This is a genomic window from Nocardia shimofusensis NBRC 100134 (genome assembly GCF_001613125.1).
GTDB lineage: Bacteria > Actinomycetota > Actinomycetes > Mycobacteriales > Mycobacteriaceae > Nocardia > Nocardia shimofusensis.
The window spans coordinates 1-24,202 of the sequence record NZ_BDBT01000023.1 but is presented as its reverse complement, the minus strand read 5'-3'; the positions used below and the strand labels follow the sequence as shown (position 1 = coordinate 24,202).

Here is a 24,202-nt window from a genome sequence, read left to right as displayed (position 1 = left end):
CGCTGTCGCAGGCGGAACCTGACAGAGAAGTTGGGGGGATGCGATGATGCGTTCTCTGACCCGGATATCCCGTGCCAGGCCGCTGGCGCTGTTGACCGCGGGGGTCGCCGCCGCGATGATGGTGCCGGTCGGGGCCGCCGCGGACCTGCGCTCGGACATCGAGACCGCGGTACACGAATTCTTCGAGGTGGGGCGCAATTCGGTGCCACGGGCCGATTGTGGGCCCGGGTCCATGCCCGAACCCGGACTGCAGGGCGACGTGACCGCCGCCGACCGCGACAGCGGCCGCAGCACCCTCGGGTACAGCTGCAACATCTCGCTGGTCGGCCAGTTCCCCGGACGCGGTGCGGGCATCACCTCCACCAGTTTCGAGCACTGCGCGTACCTCGGCTCCACTTTTCCGAGCAGTCTGTTCGGCGAGGGTCGAGGCGTGCAGGTGCTCGACGTATCCGATCCGGCCGCCCCGCGCCCGACCGCGAACCTCACCGAGCCCGCGATGATGGCGGGCACGTGGGAGAGCCTGAAGGTCAACACCGAACGCAAGTTGCTGGTCGGCACCGGTGTACCCGCGTTGACCGGCGCCGGTTTCCTGTCGGTGTACGACATCTCCGACTGCGCGCACCCGCGGCTGCTCAACCCGGGCCCCGGCACGAATCCGCTGATGCCGCTACCGATCACCACCCACGAAGGCGGCTTCTCCCCCGACGGCCGCACCTACTGGGCCTCGGGCATCACGCCCGGCTTCCTGAGCGCGGTCGACCTGACCGATCCGGCCGCCCCGAGGGTGATCTGGCAGGGCCTGACAGGCATCGAGGCGCACGGTTTCGGCGTCAGTCCCGACGGCACCCGGCTGTACCTGTCGGCATTGGGCGGGTTCACCGTGCTCGACGTCAGCGCCGTCCAGCGCCGCGAACCGAACCCGGCGGTGCACCACATCGGGCGCACCTTCTGGACCGACGGCTGGGCCACCCAGCACAGCATCCCGGTCAGCTACGACGGCGCGCCCTACCTGTTCACAGTGGACGAGGGCGGCTCGGGCGGGGTGAAGCTCATCGACATCTCCGACGACACCGCGCCGAAGGTGGCCGCGAAGCTGAAGCTGGAGATCAACCTGCCGCACCATATCGACAGCAATATCGGCTCGTCGATGGGCGGTTCGGCATTCGCCTACGAATCGCACTACTGCGCCGCCGACCGGCAGCAGAATCCGACAGCGCTGGCCTGCGGCTGGATCTCGTCGGGCATCCGGGTGTTCGACGTGCGCGACCCGCTCGCGATGCGTGAGATCGCCTACTTCAATCCGCCGGCGCGCACCGGTCGCAATCTCGAGCTGTGGAACTCGGCGCATGCCCTGGCCTCGATCATCGGCGTGCCGCTGATGAGCGCGCCGACGGCATTGCGCGCGGCGCTCGAGGGCGAGTTCGATCCGATGGACGCGTTGACCCCACGCACCGGCAGACTCGCGTTCGGCGACCTCTCCACCGACTGGTGCCTGTCCCCGCCGGAGTGGCGCGGCGACCAACTGTATGTGGCCTGCTCGGACAACGGCTTCATGGTGCTGCGACTCGAGAACGGGGTGTACACCCCACCGGCCGACCAGCATTCGATCGTCGGATCGTGACCATGCCGGCGTGGATGCGGATCGCCGGGTTCGCCTCGGCCGCGCTGACGCTGCTGGTGCTCGGGGCGGCGTTGCGGCCGGCTCTGCTGCCCGAGCGGCACAGCGACGCGCCGGTGCTGAACGCGGTCGAGATCGGCTTCGCCCAGGACATGAGCGTGCACCATCAACAGGCGTTGACCATGGCGGAGCGCCTCGATCCCGGGGCCGCGCCCGCGGTGCGCGGGCTCGCCGACCGGATGGCCGACACGCAGCGGATGGAGATCGGCACCCTGCTGGGCTGGCTGCGGATGGCAGGCGCGACACCGATGCCCGCTCAGCACATGACGTGGCTACCCGCCGGTCCTCATCATGACCAGCCGTCACACGCTTCGGCCCTCATGCCGGGCACGGCGACCGTCGCGGAACTCGACGCACTGTCCGCCGCGCGCGGCAAGGACGCCGAAATCCTGTTTCTGCAGTTGATGATTCGTCACCACCAGGGCGGTGTGGCGATGGCGCGGGCCGCCGACGCGCTGCTCACCAACGGGCCGGTGAAGGAGTCGGCGCGGTCGATGGTGCAGCAGCAGGGCCAGGAGATCGGCGTGCTCGGCGTGCTGCTGGCCCAGCGGGGCGGACAGCCGCTGTCGTGAGATCCGGGAGGCGCCCCGGAGGATCCGTGGCTGTCGCGCACGCCGGATCGGGCCCGAACCGGCCGAGCGGTATTGTCGGACCGAGCGGCGCGCTCACCCGCCGGTGTGGAAGGACGACGAGGCGCAGATGATCCGGCTGGACGAGATCACCATCCCCGAGCACGTGTTCGGTTACCCGGAGGTCGCCTTCGGCGGGTATGTCGCCGGCGCGCTGGCCGGACGCTCGCCCGCCGTGACCCAGCGCGTCGACTTCCGCGGCACGGTGCCCGTCGGCACGCCCCTGACGATCGCGCGGACCGAGCGAGGCGGCGTCGCGCTCACCGATGCCGCGGGCAGGATCCTCACCGAGGCGCACTCGGCGACGCTGGATCTCGATGTCCCGCAATGCCCGGAATGGGCGCAGGTCCAGACCGCCACCGAACGGGGACTGCGATCCGGCAAGCGCGAGGTCACCCGCTGCTACGGCTGCGGCCAGGGCTGCGAGCCCGGAAAGGGTCTCCGGCTGTTTCCCTGCACCCTGCGGGAGCGCGGCCTGATCGTCTCGGCGTGGACCCCCGACCCGGCACTGGCCGGACCCGACGGCACCCTCTCGATCGAGAACGTCTGGTCGGCGCTGGACTGCCCCGGCGGCGTAGCAGGCTTCGCCTACCACCGGATGGCGACGGGCGCGGTGACCGCCGCCCTCACCACGACGGTGCTGGCGCCGGTGGAAGCCGGTGTCGCGCACATCAGTTACGCCTGGCCACGCTCGGCGGAAGGTCGCAAGCACACCGTCGGAGTCGCCCTGGCCACCGCCGCCGGTGAGCTGTGCGCGGTCGCCGAGGCACTGTGGATCGAGCCGCGCGAACCCGTGTCGCCCACTCTCGTATAGAGCTCCCCGAAAACGAATCAACCCCCGGCCGGAAAGGGCGGGGGTTGATCTCGCTGGAATCAGCGATGGTTACACCGGCGGGAAACCCGCGGATCCGGTCGCGAGCCAGTTCCAGAACTCAGCGGCGCGGTTGGTGACCAAGGCGACGATGTCGAGGACGACGCTTCCCATGAATACCTAACTCTCGATTGTGCACGTGCGAGGCCAAGGGTAGCGGCACCAGTCGTACCACCGCGCCCCGGCCTCGCACGTACGGTCGAGTCCGGTATCCGGATCAGGCCCCTCCAAAACCCGGGCAGCCCCGCGCGAGCGCCTTGGCCTCGCGGCGACGGCGGTGCAGATCGGCTCGGTGTAGCCTCATGACTCTGTCGGTGAGATCGTGGGCGGCACACTCACGACCCGGGACGCGATCGACGAAGTGCTGTTCCGCGATCCGCCTTCGCCGAATGCCAGTGTCGCCTACCCGAAGCAGCCGATCCTGCTCGACGCGCCTTCACCACCGCTGCCGACCTTGTGAGCGGGGGGGCGCACCCGCGCGTAGCACGACCGAAGCCGGTTCCGCCTCCCGAAAGGCGGAACCGGCTTCATCGTTCAGCTCAGGCGGCCCGGCGCCGGACGATGCCGAGCGCCAGGAGCGCGATGCCGATCACGACCATGGCCACCGGCAGCCACAGGCCGAGGATCGACAGCATCGTCGAGTTCTTCGAGAGGGTGTCCGCGCTGGAGACCACCTCGTTGTCGGCGGTGTGGATGCTCACGATCGACAGCGGCAGGGCCGGGATGTCGCGGCCGTCGGCGGAGACGGTGACATACATGCCCTGGGTCTGCTCGACCTTCAGCGGTGCGCCGAACTCCGCGTCGACGGCGGCGGCGACCTCGTTGATGCTGCCGAATCCGATGCTGACCGGGTCGGCCAGCGATGGCAGGGCGGCCGTGAGGGCCTCGCGTGACTTCTCCGGGACGACGCCGGCCTGCAGCAGTCCCTCGAGCATGGCCTTGGGCAGTTGCGCCGGGAAGTCCTGGAAGCCGGCGAGCAGCGCCGGGTTGCCGATCGGGCCCGCGGCGTCGACGCGGTAGTTGTAGACCTTTCGGCCCTGCACTTCGCTCTCGTCGACGAAGGTCGCCCGCTGGGCGGTACGGGTCACCGGGTCGTAGAGCATGGTGTCGGATGCGGCCGGGTCCATCGGCCAGCTGAAGGTGAGACCGCTGTGGGCCTCGAAGGTGGCCTGCCTGGCGGCCGGGACCAGTGAGTCCCTCTGTGGATCGGTGAGTTCGACGGGTGAGTAGTCGACGCGGTCGACCGCGTAGGTGTGCACGTCGTCCTGGGTCGAGGAATCCGGCAGGGTGACCACGGAGTTGCTGGTCACGACGGCGGTGTCGCCGTCGACCGCATCGACAGTGAGGCTGCGGTCGGCGGTGATCGGCATCTGAGGAGTCAGCAGGGCGGCGAAGTCACCTGCCGCGAAGGCCTGCGAGTTCAGTGCCTGCATCGTGCCGTCGTACCGCTGCGACTGACTGAGATCGTCCGGCAGTTTCGTCATGGCGGGCAGCACCGCGAACCTGATGATCACCGCGCCGACTATCAGCACGACCCCCGATACCGTCCACACCACCGACGACTTGCGAACAGACATCACGAGCTCCTTTGCTTTGGATGACGAACGGACAGCATCGAGTCGCGCGGGCCACGAGGGGGCCACGCGCTACGACGAAATCGCTGTTCAGGCCCTGCCATCGGGCCTGCGAGATCGCAGCGCCGATTGCGTCGGGACGAACAGACGGGCGAGTGCCGACAGCGATCGGCACTGCTCGGCCGGGCTTCTATCCCACCGGGTGCATCGCGGCCCTGGCGATGTCGACCATCTCTGCGGTATCGGTGATCTTCACGCGGGGACGCCCGCGGTCGCGGCCACCCTTGCGCTCGGCCGCGTCGATGGCCAGCCAGCCCTTCCCGTCCACGACCTCGGGGCAGCGCTCGACGACCAAGGCGGACAGCGCATCCCGATCGCGGCCGGACTCCGGCTGCGGCAGGCGGTCTGCGAGCATGTCGTCGATCAGTGCGGCGACGGTGTTCTGGGCGCACAGTTTGTTGGTGCCGATCACGCCGGAGGGACCGCGTTTGACCCAGCCGGTCGTGTAGACGCCGACGAGTGCCGCGCCGGTGTCGGGATCGAGGACCCGGCCGTCGATGTTGGGAATCCGGCCCGCGGACGCGTCGAAGGGCACACCCGGGACCGCCGTGCCGCGGTATCCGATCGAGCGCAGGACGAGACCGGCGTCGAGGATCTCGGTCGTGCCGGTGGGGCGGGCCTCGAGCGTGCCGTGCTCGGTGCGGACCAGTTCGTTGTGGACGATTTCCACGCCCTGGACGCGATCGGCGCCGAGCAGCCGGACCGGTGAGGCCAGGTACCGCAGGACGATGCGCTTGTCGCCCGGAGTCGGTGTGCTGTCGGCGTATTCGAGGGCGACCCGTGTCTTCAGATCGGTCGAGAAGGGCAGGTCCTCGCCCCCGAGGCCGAGATCGAGTTCGCGTGGGTCGACGACCACATCGACTCCCGGAAGGCGGCCGAGCGCCAGCAGTTCGGGTGTCGTGTAGGCGGCTTGCGCCACACCGCGGCGCCCGAGGACGACCACCTCGCGAATATTGCTCTGCCGCAGCGCGTCCAGTGCGTGCTCGGCCATGTCGCTGCGCACGAGACCGTCCGGGTCGGAGACGAGCAGCCGGGCGACGTCGAGGGCGACATTGCCGTTGCCGACGATCACCGCGCGCTCACCGGTCAGGTCGAAGGCGCGGTTCGCGTAGTCGGGGTGGCCGTTGTACCAGGCGACGAACTCGGTGGCGGCCACGCTGCCGGGCAGGTCCGCGCCGGGGATGTCGAGTTTGCGATCCTCGAGCGCGCCGACGGCGTAGATCACGGCGTGGTGGTGCGCGAGCAGTTCGTCGTGGGTGAGGTGGCGGCCGATCTCGACATTCAGGTGGAACCGGAATCCGGGTTTGGCGGCGATCCGGCGGAACACCTCGGTGATGGCTTTCGTCCCGAGGTGGTCGGGGGCGACCCCGGCGCGCACGAGCCCCCACGGGGTGGGCAGCCGGTCGAACATCTCGATGTCGATTCCGCCGCTGGGCATCCGGGCCATCAGTTCGGCCGCGGCGTAGACACCGGCGGGGCCGGAGCCGACCACCGCGACCCGCAGGGGCGAATCGGGCTTGGGCACCTTCACCGGGGGCCGGTGATCCGGCACCGTGCCCGCGTCGAGTGGATGGCGGCGGAAATACTCCGCGTTGATCTCTCGATAGCGCAGTTGATCGTCGGGCAGTTCGTCCTCGGGGTGGATGGCCTCGACAGGGCAGGCCTCCATGCAGGCGCCACAGTCGATGCAGGTCTGCGGATCGATGTAGAGCATCTCGGTGGAGCGGAAATCCGGGTCGTCCGGGGTCGGGCGGATGCAGTTCACGGGGCACACCTGCACGCAGGCGGCGTCGTTACAGCATGGTTGGGTCACCACGAAAGACAAAGCAAACTCCTCGGACGAGTGCCGCCCGGCCGCATCCGGCGGTCGGCGGTTCGGAATCCGGAATCAATGCGTGAAGATCACCGCATCGAATACCGAGACGAAGGTCAGCGCGTGATCACGCGCGAAATCGACGCTCTCCTGCTCGTCGGCCATCCTGGTCGGGTCCGTCGGGGAGACCAGTTCGCACAGGGCTGCCATCGGGCGCAGTCCGGCGACGCGCATCAGTCGCACGACCGATTCGGCCACGCCGCTACCGCCGCGCCGGGCGATGATCGGAGCGACGTGTCCCGGCCTGGACAGGGCGGTCGGGACGGTGCGCGGGTCGGCGATGGTCCTGATCGTCCGCGCGCGGTCGGCCGCGGAGATGCCGGTGCCGGTGCCTTCCACGGCGTCCACGGTCACGGCGGGAACAGAACTGGCGTCGAAGCCGCCGAACTGCCACATCGGCGGAAGCAGCAGCCGCACGCAGTCTTCCTCCGGGACGGCGACTTTCACGAAGCCCGAGGTGTGCCGGACCATGAACGACACCGAATCGGTGGTGACGAATTCGGCGGCGGCGACCAAACTCGCCTCCCCGCAGGCGGGGTCGAACAACACGATCGACCGGCCCGCGGCGAGATCGGCCGCGGCCTGCTCGAGGCGAGCGCGCCCGGTCTGTCGTGCATCGATCGGGGACATGGGCTTGATCTCAGCTACCGACATGGTCACTCCCAGTTCTTTCTCCGGTCTCCGGCCGGGTGCGTTTTGCGGTGAATGCGGCGATGGCGTCGCGGAAGCTGTCCGTCGTCGTCAGCCGGATCTGGCCGGCGCGCTCGCGGGCGAAGGCGTCGTCGAGTTCGGTCAGGCTCGAATCGTTGACCGCGCGTTTGGTCACGGCGAGCGATTCGGCGGAGATCCTGCTCAGTCGTGCGGTGAGCTTCGCGAGTTCGGTTTCGAAGACATCGGGTTCGTGCATCGCCGCCACCAGGCCCATCCGCGCCGCGTCGGCCGCGCTCAAGCGCTCGCCGAGCAGCGACATCCGCATCGCCACCGCGCGCCCGACAGAGGCCGCGACCAGTGCCGTGGCGCCGCCGTCGGGCATCAAACCGATCGAGGTGAACGGCATGGAGAAGAAGGCGTCCGAACGGACGACGGTGAGATCGGCTGCCAGCGCGAGTGATACGCCCACCCCCACAGCCGGCCCGCGCACCGCGGCGACGACCGGACGAGGCACGCCGACGATCGCCGAAACGCAGCGGGTTGCGGCGTCGGAGGTGTTCGCGGTGTTCTCGACCGACAGCGGGTCCTCGACATCGAGGTCGCCACCGGCGCAGAAGGCTCGACCCGTTCCCGAGAGCACGATCGTCCGCACGTCGGGGTCCGCGCCCGCGCTTTCGATCGCGTCGGCGAGTCGGCGCAGTGTGTCCTTGTCGACCGCGTTCATGCGGTCGGGACGATCGATGAGGATGTGCCGCACCGCGGCGTCGTCGGTGATGCGCACGCTCATGGGAGAACCTTCCCGAAGAAGTCGGAGATTTCGGCGACGCCTTCGCGCGCCTGCGGGAGGAAGTCGGTGAACAGCGTCCAGGCGTGGCAGGTCTCGGGATGTATGGACAGCGTGCTCGATCCGCCCGCGGCCTGCACCGCCTCGTGGATGCGCACGGCGTCGTCGAGCAGGATCTCGCTGTCGCTGGCCAGCAGCAGGATCGGCGGCAGCCCGCCCAGCTCGCCGAAGACCGGGGAGGCGAACGGGTCGAGCCGGTCGTGGCCCTGGAGATAGGTGGCTGCCAGCAATCCGAGGTCGCGTTCGGTGATGATCGGGTCGGTGTCGCGATTGGCCACGACGCTGGCTCCGGACACCGTGAAGTCCGCGAGGGGTGAGACGACAGCCGCAGCCGCGGGCAAGGGGCTACCGCTGTCACGTGACGCCATCAGAGTGGCGACGGTCAGACCGCCGCCGGCGGAGTCACCACCGAGAACGGTGTGCTCGGCGCCGAACTCCGCGATGACAGCGCCCAGTACCCGGGTCGAGTCATCCAGCGCCGCGGGGAACGGGAACTCGGGGGCGAGCCGATAGTCGGGCACGATGACCAGGGCACCCATGGCTCGCGACAGCGCCGCTGCGGCGTGCCGATACCCGTAGGCGCTGCCCATCACGTATCCGCCGCCGTGCAACCACACCAGCACGTCCTCGCCGATGTCCGGGCCCGCCGAGACACGGAGCGCAGGGACCCCATCGATGCGGGCCTGCCGCACCGAAACATCCTCGGCCAGTGGGGGTTCGAGCATCATCGCGTCGAGGTTGCCGCGCAACTGCGCCAGCGACAGTTTGCCGTCGCCGAACACCGAGGCGAACGACTCCCGAGCCCGGGTCAGGGCTTCGCCACGACGGAGCTCGGTTCCCTGGTGTTCCACGTATGTCATGTCCATGCGTCCTTCGTCGGAAAGCGTCGACCGCGCCTACAGTGCGGCATGGGTGCCGAACACCCGGTCGTGATAGGTCAGCGGCGGCACGATCTCGCTCTCCACGGCGAGTGCGCGGCCGAACACGATCGTGTGGTCGGCAGCCGTCGCGGTGTCCATCACCTCGGCGGCCACCCAGTGCGGGACGCCCGCGATGCGGGGCACGCCGTGGTCGAGCTGCCAGGCGACATCGCCGAATTTGTCCTTGCCCTTGCGCGCGAACTGCGCGGCGAGCGCGGACTGCACGCTGCCGAGGACATTGATGCCGAAGATCCCCGATTCCACGATCAGGCCCAACAGTTCCGAGCCCTGGTCCAGTGACACCAGCAGGGAAGGTGGTGACATCGACAGGGAGGCGAAGGCGCTCACGGTCGTGCCGTGCGGGCGTCGGCCGTCCATGGCGGTCACGACCGCGACCGGCGTGCACACCGTGGCCATCGCGTCGCGGAATCGTGCGGTGATGTCGGCCGACTGCTGATCGGACATCTCGGGTTTCCTTCCGTGCGTGGAGGTCTGACCGCGGGCGTCGCGTCGCGAATGCACGTGACGCCCGCGGTGGCTCGCTTCGTGGGGGCTACGGGCCCCCACGTTCAGAGCCCCAGGTTCTTGCGAACGAACGATCCGGCCTCGTCGGCGGCCTGGATGCCCTCCGGCAGGAACGCGGAGAACAACGGCCACACGTGGACCATGTCGTCGTAGACCGACACCGTCGCCGACCCGCCCGCGGCGGTGATCGCGGCCGCCGCACGGCGGGAGTCGTCGAGGAGCACCTCGCCGGACCCGACCATGAACAGCGCGGGCGGCAAGTCACCGAGTGTGCCGAACAACGGCGACACCAGCGGGTCCTTCGGGTCGTGTCCCTGTAGGTAGGCGCCGCCGATGTTGAGGATCGATCCCCGGGAGACGGCGATGTCCTTGCCGTCGAACTCGTCCACACTGGCGCCACTGGCCGTGAGGTCGAGCAGCGGGGAGATGAAAACCGCCGAGGTGGGCAGTGATTCGCCCCTGTCGCGCAGGATGGTGAGCGCGGCGAGGGCGAGGCCGCCGCCCGCGGAGTCGCCTCCGACGGCGGTGTTGCCCGCACCGTACTGCGACACCAGGGCAGACAGGACAGCGGCGCCGTCGTCGACAGCGGCGGGGAACTTGTGCTCCGGCGAGCGCCGGTAATCGGGCAGCACGACGGTCACGCCGGCGGCACGCGAGAGGGTGTGGCCGAGGTCCTGGAAGCCCCGGGCGCTACCCATCGAGTAGCCGCCGCCGTGGAACCACACGAACACCTTGTCGCGCGTGGCGCCCTCCGCGGTGACGAACAGCACGGGAACGCCGCCTGCCTCGCCTTCCACCGGCTCGATGTTCTCGGGCAGGGCGAACTGCAGCATCAGCTGGTCGTACGCCTCGCGCAGATCCTCGATCGTCGCCGTCGCCGGGTCGGGAAAACCTTCGAGATACATCTTCTCGGCGCGTACGAGTGCGTCGGTCCTGGCCATGGGTCCTCCGGGGGTCTTCGAATCCCGGCGCAACCTCTTCGCCGGGGCATGTGAGCGAGCTTACATAGTTACCACTAACTTTTGAACCAGTTTCTCAGGAGTTTTTCCGATTTAGCCACAGAACAGACCATAACCGCTGTTCACGGTGGTAGATTTCGACGCATTCGATCAGCGGCTCGGCGCCCGGTGGATCGCACCGCGAGCGCAAGCACACCTCCGCAGGCACGGCTCGGTCCCCTGCTCTGCACCCGATCCCCCAGCTCGCAATACCGCACAGGCGCTCGACGGGCGCCCGACCATCGACCAGAAGGACAACTCATGACCCTCCTAGCGGACGACGGCTCCCCGCGCACGCAGGAATCCCACGCGAACCCGAGGTCCGCCCTCGACCGCGTGCTGAACCCGTCGACGATCGCCATCGTCGGACTGAGCGACAAGTCCCCCGTCGCGCCGTTCATCCGGCCGACCCTCGACAGCGGCGCGCGGGTGCACTTCGTCCACCCCACCGCGGCCACCGTCTTCGGCGCCGCGACCTACCCCTCGATCTCCGAGGTTCCCGGTCCGATCGACGCCGTGCTGTCGGTGATGTCCGCCGAACGGACCGTGGCGCTGGCCGAGGAATGCGCGACGCTGGGCTGCGGCGGACTGATCATCTACGCCGCGGGCTTCTCCGAACTCGGCGCGGACGGCGAGGGGTTGCAGCGCAGACTGACGGCTGCGGCACAGCGAGGCGGGATGGCAGTGGTCGGCCCGAACAGCCTGGGCTACATCAGCGTTCCCCGCAGCCTCAATCTGACCGCGTCGGCGAACTACCACCCGCCCGCGGGCGGGGTGTCCATCGTCTCCCACAGCGGCGCCATGATCGGCGGCGTCGCCATCACCGCGGCCAGGCGAACCGGGGTGGGCATCTCACGGCTGATCTCGGCGGGCAACGAAGCCGTCACCGACATCGCCGACTACCTGGACTTCCTGGCCGAGGACCCGGAAACCACCGCCGTCGGCCTGATCATCGAGGGCATCCGCAGGCCCGAGTCCTTCTTCCTCGCGGCGCGCCGCTGTCTCGACGCGGGTAAGCCGATCGTCGCGGTCAAACTGGCGCGCAACAGCCGCACCCAGCAGATGGCGGCCTCCCACACCGGCGCACTGGCCGGGAATTCCTGGGCCTACGACGTCGCCTTCCGGCACGCGGGCATCCAGCTCGCCCACGACCTCGAGGAACTCGTCGACCGGCTCTCGGTCGTCGATCAGCTCGACCCGGCGAAGTGGAACTCCGTCGAGCGGCTCGGCGTGGTCGCCGGAACCGGCGGCTTCGCCTCCCTGGCCTACGACATCGCCGAGGCCGAAGGGCTCACCCTGCCGCCGCTGGACGCCCTCGCCGACTGGGTCGCCTCGACCATCCCCGGTATCACGGTCCCGAACCCCTTGGACACCACCGGATTCGGCGCGAGTTTCTGGACCGACATCGTCGACCGCTACGTCGGTTCGCCCGACCTCGACGCGGTCGTGTTCGTCAACATGTGGGGCGAGGGCGACGACTCCCCCGTGTACCGCCGCCTCATCGACGATGTCGCCGCCGCCGCGCGCCGGTTCGGCAAGCCGGTCGCGATCGCCGCGGGCGCGGGCCCGGTCGGCTCCTACGCACAGGAGGTGATCGGCACGGACGGCAGTGTGGCGCTCGGACACGGACTGCGCGGAACCCTGCGCGGACTCCGGACGATGGGGGCCTTCGTCCGGGACCGCGCCAGGCCACGACCGCAGGCCGAACCCGTGGCGGCCCTGCCCTGCCCGGCCGGACCGGTCACCCGCACCTCCGACGGTCGCCGGTTCCTGCCGTTCGCGCAGGCCATGGACCTGTTGGCGCAGTTCGGCATTCCCACCGCGCCGCACTGCGTCGTCGGCGCGGACGAGCGGGCGACACCGGACTTCGACGGCCCGTACGCGGTGAAACTCGCCGACGTGCCGCACCGCACCGAACTCGGCGCGGTCGCGCTGAACGTCGCACGGGCGGACCTCGACCGCGCGGTGGCCGATATGCGCGCGCTCGCGACCCGGCACGGTTTGTCCGAGGCCGTCGCCGTGCAGCCGATGGCGTCCGCGCGCGGTGAGCTGCTCGTCGGCGTCGAGGGCGGCAGCGAGCTCGGGCCGATGGTGGTCCTCGGCATCGGCGGCATCCTCGTCGAGGTCCTCGAACGCGTCGGTGGCCGTCCGGCGCCGCTGACCGGTGCCGACGCCGAGGCGCTCATCGAGGAGTTCCGCGAGCTGCGGATCATGCACGGCTACCGGGGTTCCGAGCCATGGCACTTGGCGCAGCTCACCGAGCTCCTCGTCGGGTTGGGACGACTTGCCGCTGCCTGCCACGACTGGCTCGAGTCGCTGGACGTCAATCCACTGCTGGTCACCGCCGACGGTCTTCTGGCGGTCGACGCGCTGTTCATCGTACGCGACGGGATCGACGACGTGCGCGGATGAGTTGCGCGCCGCACGGTCGGCGGCGAGTTCGCCGGCTCGTGGGGTGCGACCGCTGGTCGTCTCCGCCGCGCGGCGTCGGCGATCGCCGCTCGCCCCGACCGCGCGGCGCGAGTTCACGGCCGTGCTGGATGCCGGTCGGGTCGCCGCCGCCGGACAGCAGGCAGCGCGCAAGGCGGGTGTAGGCGGAAACGACAACGGCGCGCTCGACCTCGAAGGTCGAGCGCGCCGTTGGTTGTGCGGCAGTGCGGCAGGCCTCAGAAGGCCGCTTCGTCCAGGTCCATGACGGAATCGTCCACCGCAATGGCGATTGCGCTCTCGGCGGCGACTCCCGGCAGCACATTGCGGGCGAAGAACCGTGCCGCGGCGACCTTGCCCTCGTAGAACGCCTTGTCGTCGGTCGGGATATCGGAATCCAGGGCGCGCAGGGCGATCGCGGCGCTGCGCAGCAGCAACCAGGCCACCAGGACGTCACCCAGGATGTAGAGCAGGCGCGTCGCGTTCAACCCCACCTTGTAGATGTTCTTCTCGTCGCCGCCCTCGGCCTTCGGGTGCGCGGCGAGGAGGTCGGCGGTCATCTTCTCCACGACCGCCGAGACGCTGCCGACCGCCTCGAGCAGCAGATCGCGCTCGAACGCCAGCTCGGCGCCCGCGGCCGGATCATCGGCGAACGACGAGATCTCCCGGACGAGATGCCCGAAGGCGGCCCCGGAGTTTCTGGCGATCTTGCGGAAGAACAGGTCCTGGGCCTGGATGGCGGTCGTGCCCTCGTAGACGGTGTCGATCTTCGCGTCGCGCACGTACTGCTCGAGCGGATAGTCCTGGAGGTAGCCCGAGCCGCCGAAGGTCTGCAGGGATTCGGTGCCCAGCACCGTCCACGAGCGCTCGGACCCGTAGCCCTTGACCACGGGCAGCAGCAGTTCGTTGACGGCCTCGGCAAGCGCCGTGTCCGCACCCGTCGCACCGCCGAGGGCGATCTCGTCCTGCCAGGAGGCGGTGTAGAGGACCAGCGAGCGCAGCCCTTCGGCGTAGGACTTCTGGGTGAGCAGCGACCTGCGGATGTCCGGATGGGCGGTGATGGTGACCCGGGGCGCGGATTTGTCGGCGGAGCGGGTCAGATCGGCGCCCTGCACGCGCATCTTGGCGTAGTCGAGGGCGTTGAGGTATCCGCTGGACAGGGTCGCGATCGCTTTGGAGCCCACCATCATTCGAGCGTCCTCGATGACCTCGAACATCTGGTTGATGCCGTCGTGCACCTCGCCGAGCAGCCAGCCGCGGGCGGGCTCGTTCTCGCCGAGGGTCATCTCGCAGGTCGCCGAGACCTTCACGCCCATCTTCTTCTCGACATTGGTGACGTAGACGCCGTTGCGCTCGCCGGTGAGTTCACCGGTCTCGAGGTCGAAGTGGAACTTCGGGACCAGGAAGAGGCTGAGCCCCTTGGTACCCGGCCCGCCCGCGCCTTCGACGCCCACCGGCCGGGCGAGCACGAGATGGATGATGTTGTCGGACAGATCGTGCTCTCCGGCGGTGATGAAGCGCTTGACGCCGACGATGTTCCAGGTGCCGTCCTCGTTCGAGATCGCCTTGGTGCGGCCCGCGCCGACATCGGAGCCGGCGTCGGGTTCGGTGAGCATCATCGTCGCGCCCCACTGCTTCTCGGCGGCGATCTGCGCGATCCTCTTGTCCCGTTCGGTGCCGTTGCGGTACACGACCCTGGTCGCCGTCGGGAATCCGACGTAGGTCCACAGCGTGGGGTTGGCTCCGAGCACGAATTCGGCGAGCGCCCAGTTCAGCGAGCTCGGCGCGTTCGTCCCGCCGAGTTCCGGCAGGACCCGCAGCCGCCACCACTCGGCGTCCATCCAGGTCTTGTACATGGCCGCATACGCGGGCGGGATCACGACCGTGTGCGCGGCGGCGTCGAAGACGGGCGGATGGCGGTCCGCCTCTTCGAAGGATTCGGCGAGGTCCTCGCGGGCGAGGCGGTCGACCTCGCGCAGTGCGATCTTCGCGGTGTCCACGTCGACTTCCTCGAACGGCCCGGTCCCCAGCACCCGGTCGCGTTCGAGCAGCTCGAACAGATTGAACTCCACATCGCGGAGATTGCTCTTGTAATGGCCCATCGTGGGTGCCTCTCACGCTTGTCGACCCACCCACGGCAGGTCGAGAACTGTTTCGTGCACTTCGTGGCTCGACGGCGGGATCTACGGGAGGCGTCGGCCACGGCCGAAGGGCATGCCGCGCTCACGCGGCATGCCCATCGTGCGATGTGCGGCGACCGGGTCCGGCCTCGTCAGATGTTCACGCCTCGGCGGCGTAGATCGGCAGCAGGACCGCGGCGGCGTCGACGAACATCTTCGGGTCGACGAGCAGGTGCTGAGTCGCCACGTTCATGTCCCGCACGAAGCGGCCCAGCGTGCTGGTCCGGCCGATGCTCTGGCTGCCGCCCCAGCGATGCGCGAACATCACGATGTCGGCGGTGACCTCGTGCACCCACGACAGCATCTGCGCCGCGCGGGCGATCTGTTCGGGGGTCACCGGCTGCCCGGCGTTCACCGCGGCTTCGGCCGACTCGACGACGTCGTAGCAGTAGAGGCGTGCGGCCTGCAGCTCGGCTTCCTTGCGAGCGAAATCGACCCGGAAGATATCGGCCTCGCCGACCGGAACCGAATAGGTGGGACGGACTTTGCCGTCGGTGATCTTCGCTACCAGTTCCAGGGCGCGAGTGGCGATTCCGAGCACGATCGGCGCGTGGCAGATGCCGCCGACGAACTCGTTGCCCAGCTTGTACAGGGTCTCGGAGCGCGTCGGCGTGCCGCCGAAGGTCTGCGTGGTGTACTCCGCGGGCACGAACTTCTTCGAGACCGTGTAGTCGTGGCTGCCGGTGCCTGCCAGCCCCCAGACATCCCAGTTGTTCTTGAACTCGACCTGATCCTTGGGCAGCAAGGCGATACGTGCCTGCGGCTGACCGTTGGCGCCCAGGATCGGATTGCCCTGTTCGTCGGCGACGTAGAAACCCGCACCGATCCAGGTCGCGTGATCCGAACCGCTCGCGAAGGAGTAGCCGCCGTCGATGATGTATCCACCCTCGACCTGGACACCGGGATGCCTCGGGAGAAGCTGCCCCGCGGCGATGAAGGGTTCGTCCTTGCTCAGCAACGCGTCCATGACCTCGGGCGCGAGATGGCCGATCACGCCTGCGGTGCCCCAGGTACTGGCCATCACGGCCCATCCGGTCGAGCCGTCGGCCTTGGCGAGCTCTTCGTACACCCGCATGCCCTCGCTGGGCAGGAGACCGCCGCCGCCGAGTTCCTCGGGCTCCAGCATCCGGTGCAGACCCAGTTCGACCAGCGCGTCCGCGACCGGCTTCGTGATCGTGCGATCACGCTCGATGGCGGCGGCCTCCTCCCTGATCAGCGGCGCGATCGAACGAGCGCGCTGCACATAGTCGGTCACCCGGTCGCTGCCGGTAGCTGCCTCACGGGTCAGCGTCTCAGTCATGTTCATGCCTTTCGTACGGATGTCCATCCGGAGGCGCGCTCGGCAGTCGAGTGGCTCCCACGCATCCGGTCTTCCCTGCCCCCTGCAGCGCCCGCCAAGGCCGGCTCGAATAGGCGCTGTTGTGAGCAACGTAACATAGTTACTACTAATGTCAAGACTAAATCCCGCAGGCCAGAGTAGTGTTTCGTTCAGTGTCAATCCGAAATGCTCGTTCACACTCGGTTCGATCGGCCGGCTTCGCGCGCTGCCTCCACGGCTCGCGCACCCCGCGAGCGAGACGCCCGGCGGGCCGGCCGCCTCTCGCGTTGCCGCGTTCGCGCCGGAAGGGGCAGGCACTGCACGTTGTCGCGAACCCGAGCATCACAACCATGGGGCTCGCGGAGGTCCAGGTCGACGGATCGCCACCTACGATCTCGACCTCTCGCCGATTGAGGACTCTCGTCAGACCATAGTAGTAACTAACTTTGTGCCCTAATTTACGACTTTATGCGCCATTGACTGGCAATCAAAGCCATAGTTAGCATTAACAACACATCGACGGCGAGCCTCGGCCGCGGCTTCCGTGGCCGATCGGCACGGTCGGCCGCAACATCATCCGATCGCAGCGCGGGCTGCGACTTGCGGAAAGCAGGAAAGCACATGCGTATCGGCACCGTGCTGGACTTCGGTCCACCGTTCGACGAGATCGCCGCACAGATAGTCGATTACGAAGCCGCCGGGCTCGACTCGGTGACGATGGGCGAGGCCTACACGTTCGACGCGGTCAGCCAGCTCGGCTATCTCGCGGCCAGGACCTCCACGATCGAACTCGCCACCGGCATCCTCCCGATCGACTCCCGCACCCCGACCACCCTGGCCATGACCGCCGCCGGCCTCGACTATGTGTCGAAGGGAAGATTCCGGCTCGGCCTCGGCGCCTCGGGACCGCAGGTGGTCGAGGGCTTCCACGGCGTCGCCTTCGGGCACACGCTGGGCAAGACCAGGGAGACCATCGAGATCTGCCGGACCGTGTGGCGGCGTGAAGCGCTGCGTCACGAGGGCAGGCACTTCCAGATCCCCCTGCCCGCCGGTCGCGGAACCGGACTGGGCAAGCCGCTGAAGCTGATCAACCATCCGGTGCGCGACCGGATTCCGGTCTCCATCGCCGCCCTGGGCGAGAAGATGGTCGAACTCACCGCCGAAGTCGCCGAGGGGTGGGAGCCCATCTTCTTCCACCCGGAGAAGCTGGAAGCGGTGTGGGGCGAGGCGCTGCGCCGCGGCAAGGCCAAGCGCGCCCCCGAACTGGGCGAGCTGAACATCATCGTGCGGGTTCCCCTGGCTGTCGTCGAGGATCCCGCGCCGTGGCTCGACCGGGCCCGTCCCCAGCTCGCCCTCTACATCGGCGGCATGGGTTCGCGCACCCGCAACTTCTACAACGACCTGGCCAAGCGATACGGATTCGTCGAGGAGGCCGAGGCGATCCAGGACTTGTTCCTCTCGGGCAAGCACCGTGAGGCGGCCGCCGCCGTCCCCGACGAGCTCGTGCGCGCGACCTCGCTGATCGGTCCGGCCTCCTATGTCGCCGAGCGGGTCGCGATGCTCCGCGAGATCGGCGTCGGGCTGCTCGATGTCAGCCCGATGGCCCCGACCCACGCCGAGCGGCTCTCGACGATCGAACTCCTGCGCTCACTGACCGACTGACCATCCGATCCACTCCCGAAGGACACGATATGAGCCCGACCATCCCACCGAACCCCCATCTCGACCGCGCCACCGTGCACGCCGCCGTCACCGCGGCCAACATCCCCTGCCTGCTGCCGGTGATCTACCAGCTGACCGGCGAGGAGAAGTGGCTGTCGGCGCCCTACCTCCCCGCCGCCCCCAAGGGGTACGAGGAACTGAACTCGGGCGGACTCGATCCGGCCATCCAAGCCGAGATCCACGACGCGGCCACCGACGCCATCCTCGATTGGAGCAAGGGCAAGCCGATCGCGCGGCCCGCACCGACCGGTGGCGAACTCGCTCGCCTGATGAGCACCGTCATGGGCGAGCCGATTCCGGAGACCTACTCCCCCATGATCGCCGAACAACTCGGCTTCACCCCGTTCGAACCCGCCGACATCGGGGCGCTCATCGAACACGACCGGCCCGGCTTCGGCGTCGTCATCGTCGGCGCGGGTATCTCCGGCCTGGCCTGCGCCATCCACCTCGACAAGGCGGGCATTCCCTACACCGTGTTCGAGCGCAACGACCGCATCGGCGGCACCTGGTGGGAGAACACCTATCCCGGCGCGCGCGTCGACATCCCCAGCGATCTGTACTCCTACTCGTTCCGGCCCAAGAACTGGACCGAAAACTTCGCCCGCCGCGACGAGATCTTCGCCTACCTCGAGGATGTCGCCCGCGAATCCGGCGTGCTCGACAAGATCCGGCTGCGCCACTCCGTCGACAGCGCGGTCTGGGACGACCAGGCCCGGCAGTGGGTGATCTCGGTGACCGGACCCGACGGCGAGCGACAGGAACTGCGCGCCACCGCGCTGGTGACCGCGGCCGGCCTGCACAGCACCCCCAATGTCCCGGAGTTCCCCGGCACGGAGGATTTCCGCGGCCGAATCGTGCATGCGGCGCGCTGGCCCGAGGACATCGACCTCACCGGCAAGCGGGTGGCGGTCGTGGGCAGCGGCGCCGCCGCCATGCAGCTGGTCGTGGCCATCGCCGACCAGGTGCAGAGCATGGTCGTGCTGCAGCGTCAGCCGCAATGGATCGCGCCCAACGAGAACTATTTCCAGCCCTCGCCGCAGTCCAAGCACTGGCTGTTCGACAACATTCCCTTCTACCGCGGCTGGTACCGGTTCCGGCTGTACTGGCTCTACACCGAACGCACCTACGCCGCCCTGCCGGTCGACCCGCAGCGCGAGGCGAAGGGCAAGCTCGTCAGCTCGCTCAACGACGCGTACCGCGCTTACCTCACCCAGTATCTGGAACAGCAGCTGGCCGGGCACGAGCAGCTGCGTGAGCAGACGCTGCCCACCTACCCGCCGTTCGGCAAGCGGCTGCTGATCGACAACGGCTGGTTCACCACGCTGGTGAAGCCGCATGTCGAACTGCTCACCGACAGTGTCGAGCGGCTGACGCCGGCCGGGCTCGTCACCGCGGGCGGTGAGGAACGCGAGATCGACGTGCTGATCCTGTGCACGGGCTTCCAGCAGCAGCGCTACCTGTACCCGATGGACATCCGCGGCCGTGACGGCATCGCGCTGCGCGAGCACTGGGACGACGACAACGGGCGCGCCCATCTGGGCATCACCACGCCGGGCTATCCGAACCTGTTCTTCCTCTACGGCCCGAACACCAATCCGCCGGGCGGAAGTTTCATCACTATCGGCGAGGCGCAGGTCCGTTATGTCGTCGAGGCGATCAGCCGCCTGGTGACCGACGACCTGGCGACCCTGGAATGCCGCCAGGAAGCCTACGACCGGTACAACGACGAACTCGACGAGGCGAACTCCCGCATGGTGTACGCCATGGACGGCGTGACCAGCTACTACCGCAACTCCAGCGGACGAGTGGTGACCAATTCGCCGTGGCCGGTGATCGAATACTGGACGCGGACACAGCAGCCCGAACCCGCCGACTTCGTGGCGACGCCGCAGAAGACGGGCTGACGCTCGCGGCGAGCCGCCGGAACGCCAGACGAGTTCGCCGGGTCCTACGGGATCCGGCGAACTCGTTTGCGAGGACTGCCGAGGCGCGGTCGACGGCGGCGGCTGCGCTCAGTTGATGCGACGATCCCGGCCCTGCCAATAGGGTTCGCGCAGATCGCGTTTGAGGACCTTACCGACCGCGCTGCGCGGCAGCGCGTCGACAAATGTCACGGACACAGGGCATTTGAACTTCGCGAGGTGAGCCCGGCAGTGGTCCAGAACCATCTGCTCGGTGACCGTCGCACCCGCGGCGGGCACGACCACGGCGATGGGACTCTCACCCCACCGTTCGCTCGGCACGCCGATGACCGCCACGTCGGCGATACCTGCCATCTCGAACAGGATCTCCTCGATCTCCCGCGGGTAGATGTTCTCGCCGCCCGAGACGATCATGTCCTTGACGCGATCGGAGATGAACAGGAAGCCCTCGGCATCGAGGTAACCGGCGTCGCCGGTGTGCATCCACCCGCCCTCGAGCGCGGCTCGGGTCGCGTCCGGGAGTCCCCAGTAGCCATCCATGAGTTGCGGTCCGCGGACCACGATCTCGCCGACGGCGCCGCTCGGAAGCGTCGCGCCGTCGCGTCCGACCACGTGCACCGAGGATCCGAGGACCGGACGTCCCGCCGAGGCCAGGATCTCCGGACGGCCCGCCAGCGCCCGGTGATGGTCCTCCGGGGTGAGAATGGTGGCCACCGCGCAGGTTTCGGTCATCCCATACGCCTGCGCGAAGTCGCAGCCGAACACGTCCATCGCTCTCTTCACGAGCTCGACCGCCATCGGCGCCGAGCCGTAGACCATCAGCTCCAGGGCAGAGAAGTCCAGTTCGGCGGCCAGTGGGTCGTCGATCATGCTCTGGATCATCGCCGGGGCAAGCGTGAGGAGCTGGATTCCGCGCTCGGACATCTCCCGCAGCACATCGGTCCGGTCGAAATCCCGGACCACGTGCACCGAACACCCGCCCGAGGTGTACGCCAAGATCTGTAGCGCGGCGCCGGCGTGGAACAGGGGCATGACGCATAGCGTGGCGCGGCGCACCGAACCCAGCGCCAGCTGGATCTGTAGGGCGTTCGCGCAGGCCGACCGGTGGGACACCATCGCGCCCTTGGGCTTTCCGGTGGTGCCGCTGGTGTACATCTGGTGGTAGATCGCGTCGGCGGGGACGTCCCGGTCGATCGCGTCGGCGGAGGTCGCCGCCACCTCGTCGGCGAATCTCAGACGCGATGCGCTGCCGTCGCGGATGACCGACGCTGTGATGCCGGGGACGGTCGAGGTCAGTGCCTGCGCGTAGTCCTCGTGGACGACGGCCAGGCGGCAACCCGCGTCCTCGGCGATGTATTTCCATTCCTGGGGTGCCAGACGGAAGTTGAGCGGCACCGGCACCACACCGGCCCGCGACGCGCCGAAGTACAGCGCGATCATCTCCAGCGAGTTGCGGTCGAGCATGCAGAAGCGCTCGCCGGGCTGGAGTGTGCCCGCCAGCCAGTTGCCGACCCGGTGTGTCCACCGGCGCATCTCGTCCCAGGTGAGACTGCGGCTGCCGTCGGTCAGATAGATCTCGTCCGGGAAGCGGTCGGCCCAGTGGTCCAGTAGTTCGTGGACGCGCATCTGCGCCCTCCTCCGATAGTCGAAAGCCGGGCCGCCCCGTGGGGTGGCCCGGCGGTAGGTGATCAGATCACGTGGGGTTTGACACCCAACCGTCGATGCGTCGGCCCGGCCATGAAGGGCTGGGCTCTGCGCGCCGGATATTCCGGGTCAGATCGGTAGTCCGGCGCGCAGGCCCACCGAGATCTGTTCGGCGACATCCGTTCCCGAGAACTCCAGAACCGAGTCGACGAGCCCGGCGCGCGGCGCGCCGTCGCGATAGGCCTCATGAAGGAGCTCGGAGATTTCGCGTCGGCGAGTGCGAAGGGTGTCGACATCGGCACTGCTGTCGGCGGCGGGCGCGAGCCCGAGGCGCATCGCCAGTTCCTCGGTGCGTGCGCAGTCCTGGGCGAGCCGCGCCTGGTCCCAAGCGACCCGCTGGGTGAGGTTGTCGAGCTGCTCGAGCACCGCGGCGAGTTCCTGGCGGGCGGTGCCGTCCGGCAGCGCGGGCGCGACGCGGTGGCCCAGCGTGTCCTTGATCGTGTTCAGCAGGCCGGTGAGGTCGGTCGAGTAGACGGTCATGTCAGAGTCCCCATTCTCTGTCGCGGAGCATCTTCGTCAGCCAGCCGACGCTGTAGTAGACGCTGTGGGCCATGTTGGAGTACCGCAGTTCGTCGCGGTCCCCGCGTTTGTAGACATCCACGGCCTGCAGACAGCCCACAGCGGTCTTGACCAGGGATTGGACCGACCACCAGGTGAGCGTTTCGGGGCTCGGCCGCCAGCCGCCTGCCCGCTCGTACTCGTCGAGGAACGGCTCGAGCTCGATCAGCTTGCACAGCAGCGGCGACCGGCCACGCGAGGTGCGCTGCGCGAACCAGGCGATATCGGCCACCGGATCGGAGAAGTGCGCGGTCTCCCAATCCAGCACGCCGGAGATGGATCCGTCCTCGATCACCAGATTGCCGATCCGGAAATCGTTGTGCACCAGGCTCACCCGTCCGGAGACGGCGTCGGCGCGGTGGTCGAGCCAGGCGCAGGCCAGGTCGAGCACGGGGATCGGGATGTCGGCGACCTCGCGGTACGCGCCGGCCCACTTGTCGTTCTCGATCCGGCCGGTGTCGGCGCCGTCGGGCACCGGCCCGAGCATGTCCAATCCCATCGAGGCCGGATCGACGCTGTGCAGGCGGGCCATCTCCCTGGCGACCTGCCGCCCGAGCTCCGCGCGCAGGTCGGCGTCGGGGATCAGGCGGGAGACGGTGCCCGGCATCGGGATGAAGCCCGGCACCTTCTCCATCACGAAGAACCCGCGTGCGCCGTCGTGCTCGCCGCGGTGTGCGAGCACGGCGGGGACCCGCATTCCGGCCCGGTCGGCGGCGGTCAGCAGCGCGACTTCACGGCTCACGTCGTAGTCGCCGGTGATGCCGCTGACCGGCTGGCGCTTGACCGCGTACGTCGCGGTGCGTCGATCGGCGCCCCTGGTCCACTCGGCGGTGACCAGGTAGGTCTCCCAGGAGTTGCCCTCCCCGCGCTGGTCGATGTCGATCAAACGCAGTGTCCCGTCCGCGGACAGCGCGGTGTCCAGCGATGCGGTCAGCTCGGCGAAGAAATCGTCGTGCTCGGTAGCGATGGTGCCGGTGGTGCCTGGGGTGTCTGCCTCGGCCACGGTCGTCACGGAAGCCTCCCTTGTTTCTCGGTCGTCAGAAAATCGTCGGGTTCGGGCCGCCGCCGTCGACGACCAGCCGCTGTCCGGTCACGTAGCCGGAGTCCGGCGAGACCAGGAACGCCACGGTGCCCGCGACATCCTCCGGACGGCAGACCCGCCCGAACGGCGAGTCGGCGTCGAGATCGCCGATGTCGGCGCCGCGCGCCGCGGAGACGAGTCGTTTACCCATCTCGGTGGCGATCAGACCGGGCGCGACGATATTGGCATGGATGCCGTAGCGGCGCTCCTCGCGCGCGATGGTGCGCACGCAGGTCTCCATCGCAGCCTTGGCCATGGTGTAGGGCGCGGAATTCGGGGGCGCGGACAGCGTGGTGTTGGAGGAGATCATCACGATGTCACCGCGGCCCGCCTCCCCCGCCGCGGCCTTGCGCATGTCCGGCAGCACTTGCTGGATGAGCGCGATCGGGCCGAAGGCGTGCACCTGCATCAGCTGCAGGTAGTCGGCGCGCGGCGTCGAGGCGACGTCCTGACCGCGACTGGCCGAGCCGGCATTGCTGACGATCAGATCCACCGGGCCCAGCTCGGCCCGGATCGCGGTCACCATCTGAGCGACCGCCGCCTCGTCGTCGATCGAGGCGCAATAGGCCGCCGCGCGACCACCTGCGGCGACGATCTGCTCGACCACCTCGTCGGCGGCCGCCGCGTCGCGCCGGTAATTCACGGCCACCGCGGCGCCGTCGCGGGC

20 protein-coding genes are annotated in these 24,202 nt (G+C 68.7%); 7 read left to right on the top strand and 13 right to left on the bottom strand.

Annotated elements, in window-relative coordinates:
* Nucleotides 1-46: 46 nt before the first annotated feature.
* The 4 genes from NS3_RS20290 (at nucleotide 47) to NS3_RS29210 (ending at nucleotide 3,638) form a co-directional block, all read left to right on the top strand.
* A complete protein-coding gene (locus NS3_RS20290) occupies nucleotides 47-1,621 on the top strand; it encodes an LVIVD repeat-containing protein (protein ID WP_067862262.1) in 1,575 nt (524 codons plus the stop codon).
* Nucleotides 1,618-2,250 (top strand): DUF305 domain-containing protein, encoded by a 633-nt coding sequence (locus NS3_RS20285; protein WP_373865328.1) that lies wholly within the window; start codon nucleotides 1,618-1,620, stop codon nucleotides 2,248-2,250. Before NS3_RS20290 ends, NS3_RS20285 begins: the two co-directional genes overlap by 4 nt.
* Nucleotides 2,251-2,353: 103 nt before the next feature.
* Nucleotides 2,354-3,121, top strand: a complete 768-nt coding sequence (locus NS3_RS20280) for a PaaI family thioesterase (RefSeq protein ID WP_245649713.1) — start codon at nucleotides 2,354-2,356, stop codon at nucleotides 3,119-3,121.
* Between the two features lie 379 nt (nucleotides 3,122-3,500).
* A complete protein-coding gene (locus NS3_RS29210) occupies nucleotides 3,501-3,638 on the top strand; it encodes a hypothetical protein (RefSeq protein ID WP_157101442.1) in 138 nt (45 codons plus the stop codon).
* Nucleotides 3,639-3,717: 79 nt separating this feature from the next.
* Here NS3_RS29210 and NS3_RS20275 read toward each other — a convergent pair whose 3' ends face one another.
* The 7 genes from NS3_RS20275 to NS3_RS20245 form a co-directional block, all read right to left on the bottom strand.
* Entirely contained in the window at nucleotides 3,718-4,755 is a 1,038-nt protein-coding gene (locus NS3_RS20275; protein ID WP_084495780.1) for a porin PorA family protein, read from the bottom strand.
* 187 nt (nucleotides 4,756-4,942) lie between these two features.
* Entirely contained in the window at nucleotides 4,943-6,637 is a 1,695-nt protein-coding gene (locus NS3_RS20270) for an FAD-dependent oxidoreductase (RefSeq protein ID WP_084495772.1), read from the bottom strand.
* A 63-nt stretch (nucleotides 6,638-6,700) separates the two neighbouring features.
* Entirely contained in the window at nucleotides 6,701-7,339 is a 639-nt protein-coding gene (locus tag NS3_RS20265) for a 3,4-dihydroxy-2-butanone-4-phosphate synthase (protein ID WP_084495771.1), read from the bottom strand.
* A complete protein-coding gene (locus tag NS3_RS20260) occupies nucleotides 7,326-8,123 on the bottom strand; it encodes an enoyl-CoA hydratase (protein WP_067862126.1) in 798 nt (265 codons plus the stop codon). The genes NS3_RS20265 and NS3_RS20260 overlap by 14 nt, the downstream gene beginning before the upstream one ends.
* The gene (locus NS3_RS20255; protein WP_157101441.1) at nucleotides 8,120-9,040 is read right to left on the bottom strand and encodes an alpha/beta hydrolase fold domain-containing protein; all 921 of its coding nucleotides are present in this window, start codon (nucleotides 9,038-9,040) and stop codon (nucleotides 8,120-8,122) included. The genes NS3_RS20260 and NS3_RS20255 overlap by 4 nt, the downstream gene beginning before the upstream one ends.
* Nucleotides 9,041-9,076: 36 nt before the next feature.
* Entirely contained in the window at nucleotides 9,077-9,565 is a 489-nt protein-coding gene (locus NS3_RS20250; protein ID WP_067862123.1) for a flavin reductase family protein, read from the bottom strand.
* A 104-nt stretch (nucleotides 9,566-9,669) separates the two neighbouring features.
* Entirely contained in the window at nucleotides 9,670-10,566 is an 897-nt protein-coding gene (locus NS3_RS20245; protein WP_067862122.1) for an alpha/beta hydrolase fold domain-containing protein, read from the bottom strand.
* A 318-nt stretch (nucleotides 10,567-10,884) separates the two neighbouring features.
* Between NS3_RS20245 and NS3_RS20240 the strand changes: the two genes are divergently transcribed.
* Nucleotides 10,885-13,035 (top strand): acetate--CoA ligase family protein, encoded by a 2,151-nt coding sequence (locus NS3_RS20240; protein ID WP_067862119.1) that lies wholly within the window; start codon nucleotides 10,885-10,887, stop codon nucleotides 13,033-13,035.
* Nucleotides 13,036-13,289: 254 nt separating this feature from the next.
* Here NS3_RS20240 and NS3_RS20235 read toward each other — a convergent pair whose 3' ends face one another.
* Both NS3_RS20235 and NS3_RS20230 read right to left on the bottom strand, forming a co-directional pair.
* The gene (locus tag NS3_RS20235) at nucleotides 13,290-15,152 is read right to left on the bottom strand and encodes an acyl-CoA dehydrogenase (protein WP_067862117.1); all 1,863 of its coding nucleotides are present in this window, start codon (nucleotides 15,150-15,152) and stop codon (nucleotides 13,290-13,292) included.
* Between the two features lie 178 nt (nucleotides 15,153-15,330).
* Complete coding sequence (locus tag NS3_RS20230; protein ID WP_067862258.1) at nucleotides 15,331-16,530, bottom strand: acyl-CoA dehydrogenase family protein; 1,200 nt, start codon at nucleotides 16,528-16,530, stop codon at nucleotides 15,331-15,333.
* Nucleotides 16,531-17,169: 639 nt separating this feature from the next.
* Here NS3_RS20230 and NS3_RS20225 point away from each other — a divergent pair.
* Entirely contained in the window at nucleotides 17,170-18,210 is a 1,041-nt protein-coding gene (locus tag NS3_RS20225; RefSeq protein WP_067862115.1) for an LLM class F420-dependent oxidoreductase, read from the top strand.
* Between the two features lie 29 nt (nucleotides 18,211-18,239).
* Entirely contained in the window at nucleotides 18,240-20,174 is a 1,935-nt protein-coding gene (locus tag NS3_RS20220) for a flavin-containing monooxygenase (RefSeq protein WP_067862113.1), read from the top strand.
* Between the two features lie 108 nt (nucleotides 20,175-20,282).
* On the opposite strand, the gene NS3_RS20215 is transcribed toward NS3_RS20220, so the two are convergent.
* The 4 genes from NS3_RS20215 to NS3_RS20200 form a co-directional block, all read right to left on the bottom strand.
* Complete coding sequence (locus NS3_RS20215) at nucleotides 20,283-21,818, bottom strand: long-chain-fatty-acid--CoA ligase (protein WP_067862111.1); 1,536 nt, start codon at nucleotides 21,816-21,818, stop codon at nucleotides 20,283-20,285.
* Between the two features lie 147 nt (nucleotides 21,819-21,965).
* Nucleotides 21,966-22,376 (bottom strand): hypothetical protein, encoded by a 411-nt coding sequence (locus NS3_RS20210; protein WP_067862109.1) that lies wholly within the window; start codon nucleotides 22,374-22,376, stop codon nucleotides 21,966-21,968.
* Between the two features lies 1 nt (nucleotide 22,377).
* Nucleotides 22,378-23,466: a phosphotransferase family protein gene (locus NS3_RS20205; protein WP_067862106.1), complete on the bottom strand. Its 1,089-nt coding sequence runs from the start codon at nucleotides 23,464-23,466 to the stop codon at nucleotides 22,378-22,380.
* 25 nt (nucleotides 23,467-23,491) lie between these two features.
* On the bottom strand, nucleotides 23,492-24,202 hold a 711-nt coding region (locus tag NS3_RS20200), incomplete at its 5' end, for an SDR family NAD(P)-dependent oxidoreductase (RefSeq protein ID WP_067862104.1).

Bases quoted from the DNA above. Each gene is read 5' to 3' on its own strand.
- NS3_RS20290 (WP_067862262.1), top strand. From the start codon at position 47: ATGCGTTCTCTGACCCGGATATCCCGTGCCAGGCCGCTGGCGCTGTTG.
- NS3_RS20275 (WP_084495780.1), bottom strand. From the start codon at position 4,755: ATGTCTGTTCGCAAGTCGTCGGTGGTGTGGACGGTATCGGGGGTCGTG.
- NS3_RS20265 (WP_084495771.1), bottom strand. From the start codon at position 7,339: ATGTCGGTAGCTGAGATCAAGCCCATGTCCCCGATCGATGCACGACAG.
- NS3_RS20260 (WP_067862126.1), bottom strand. From the start codon at position 8,123: ATGAGCGTGCGCATCACCGACGACGCCGCGGTGCGGCACATCCTCATC.
- NS3_RS20255 (WP_157101441.1), bottom strand. From the start codon at position 9,040: ATGACATACGTGGAACACCAGGGAACCGAGCTCCGTCGTGGCGAAGCC.
- NS3_RS20250 (WP_067862123.1), bottom strand. From the start codon at position 9,565: ATGTCCGATCAGCAGTCGGCCGACATCACCGCACGATTCCGCGACGCG.
- NS3_RS20245 (WP_067862122.1), bottom strand. From the start codon at position 10,566: ATGGCCAGGACCGACGCACTCGTACGCGCCGAGAAGATGTATCTCGAA.
- NS3_RS20240 (WP_067862119.1), top strand. From the start codon at position 10,885: ATGACCCTCCTAGCGGACGACGGCTCCCCGCGCACGCAGGAATCCCAC.
- NS3_RS20235 (WP_067862117.1), bottom strand. From the start codon at position 15,152: ATGGGCCATTACAAGAGCAATCTCCGCGATGTGGAGTTCAATCTGTTC.
- NS3_RS20230 (WP_067862258.1), bottom strand. From the start codon at position 16,530: ATGACTGAGACGCTGACCCGTGAGGCAGCTACCGGCAGCGACCGGGTG.
- NS3_RS20225 (WP_067862115.1), top strand. From the start codon at position 17,170: ATGCGTATCGGCACCGTGCTGGACTTCGGTCCACCGTTCGACGAGATC.
- NS3_RS20220 (WP_067862113.1), top strand. From the start codon at position 18,240: ATGAGCCCGACCATCCCACCGAACCCCCATCTCGACCGCGCCACCGTG.
- NS3_RS20215 (WP_067862111.1), bottom strand. From the start codon at position 21,818: ATGCGCGTCCACGAACTACTGGACCACTGGGCCGACCGCTTCCCGGAC.
- NS3_RS20210 (WP_067862109.1), bottom strand. From the start codon at position 22,376: ATGACCGTCTACTCGACCGACCTCACCGGCCTGCTGAACACGATCAAG.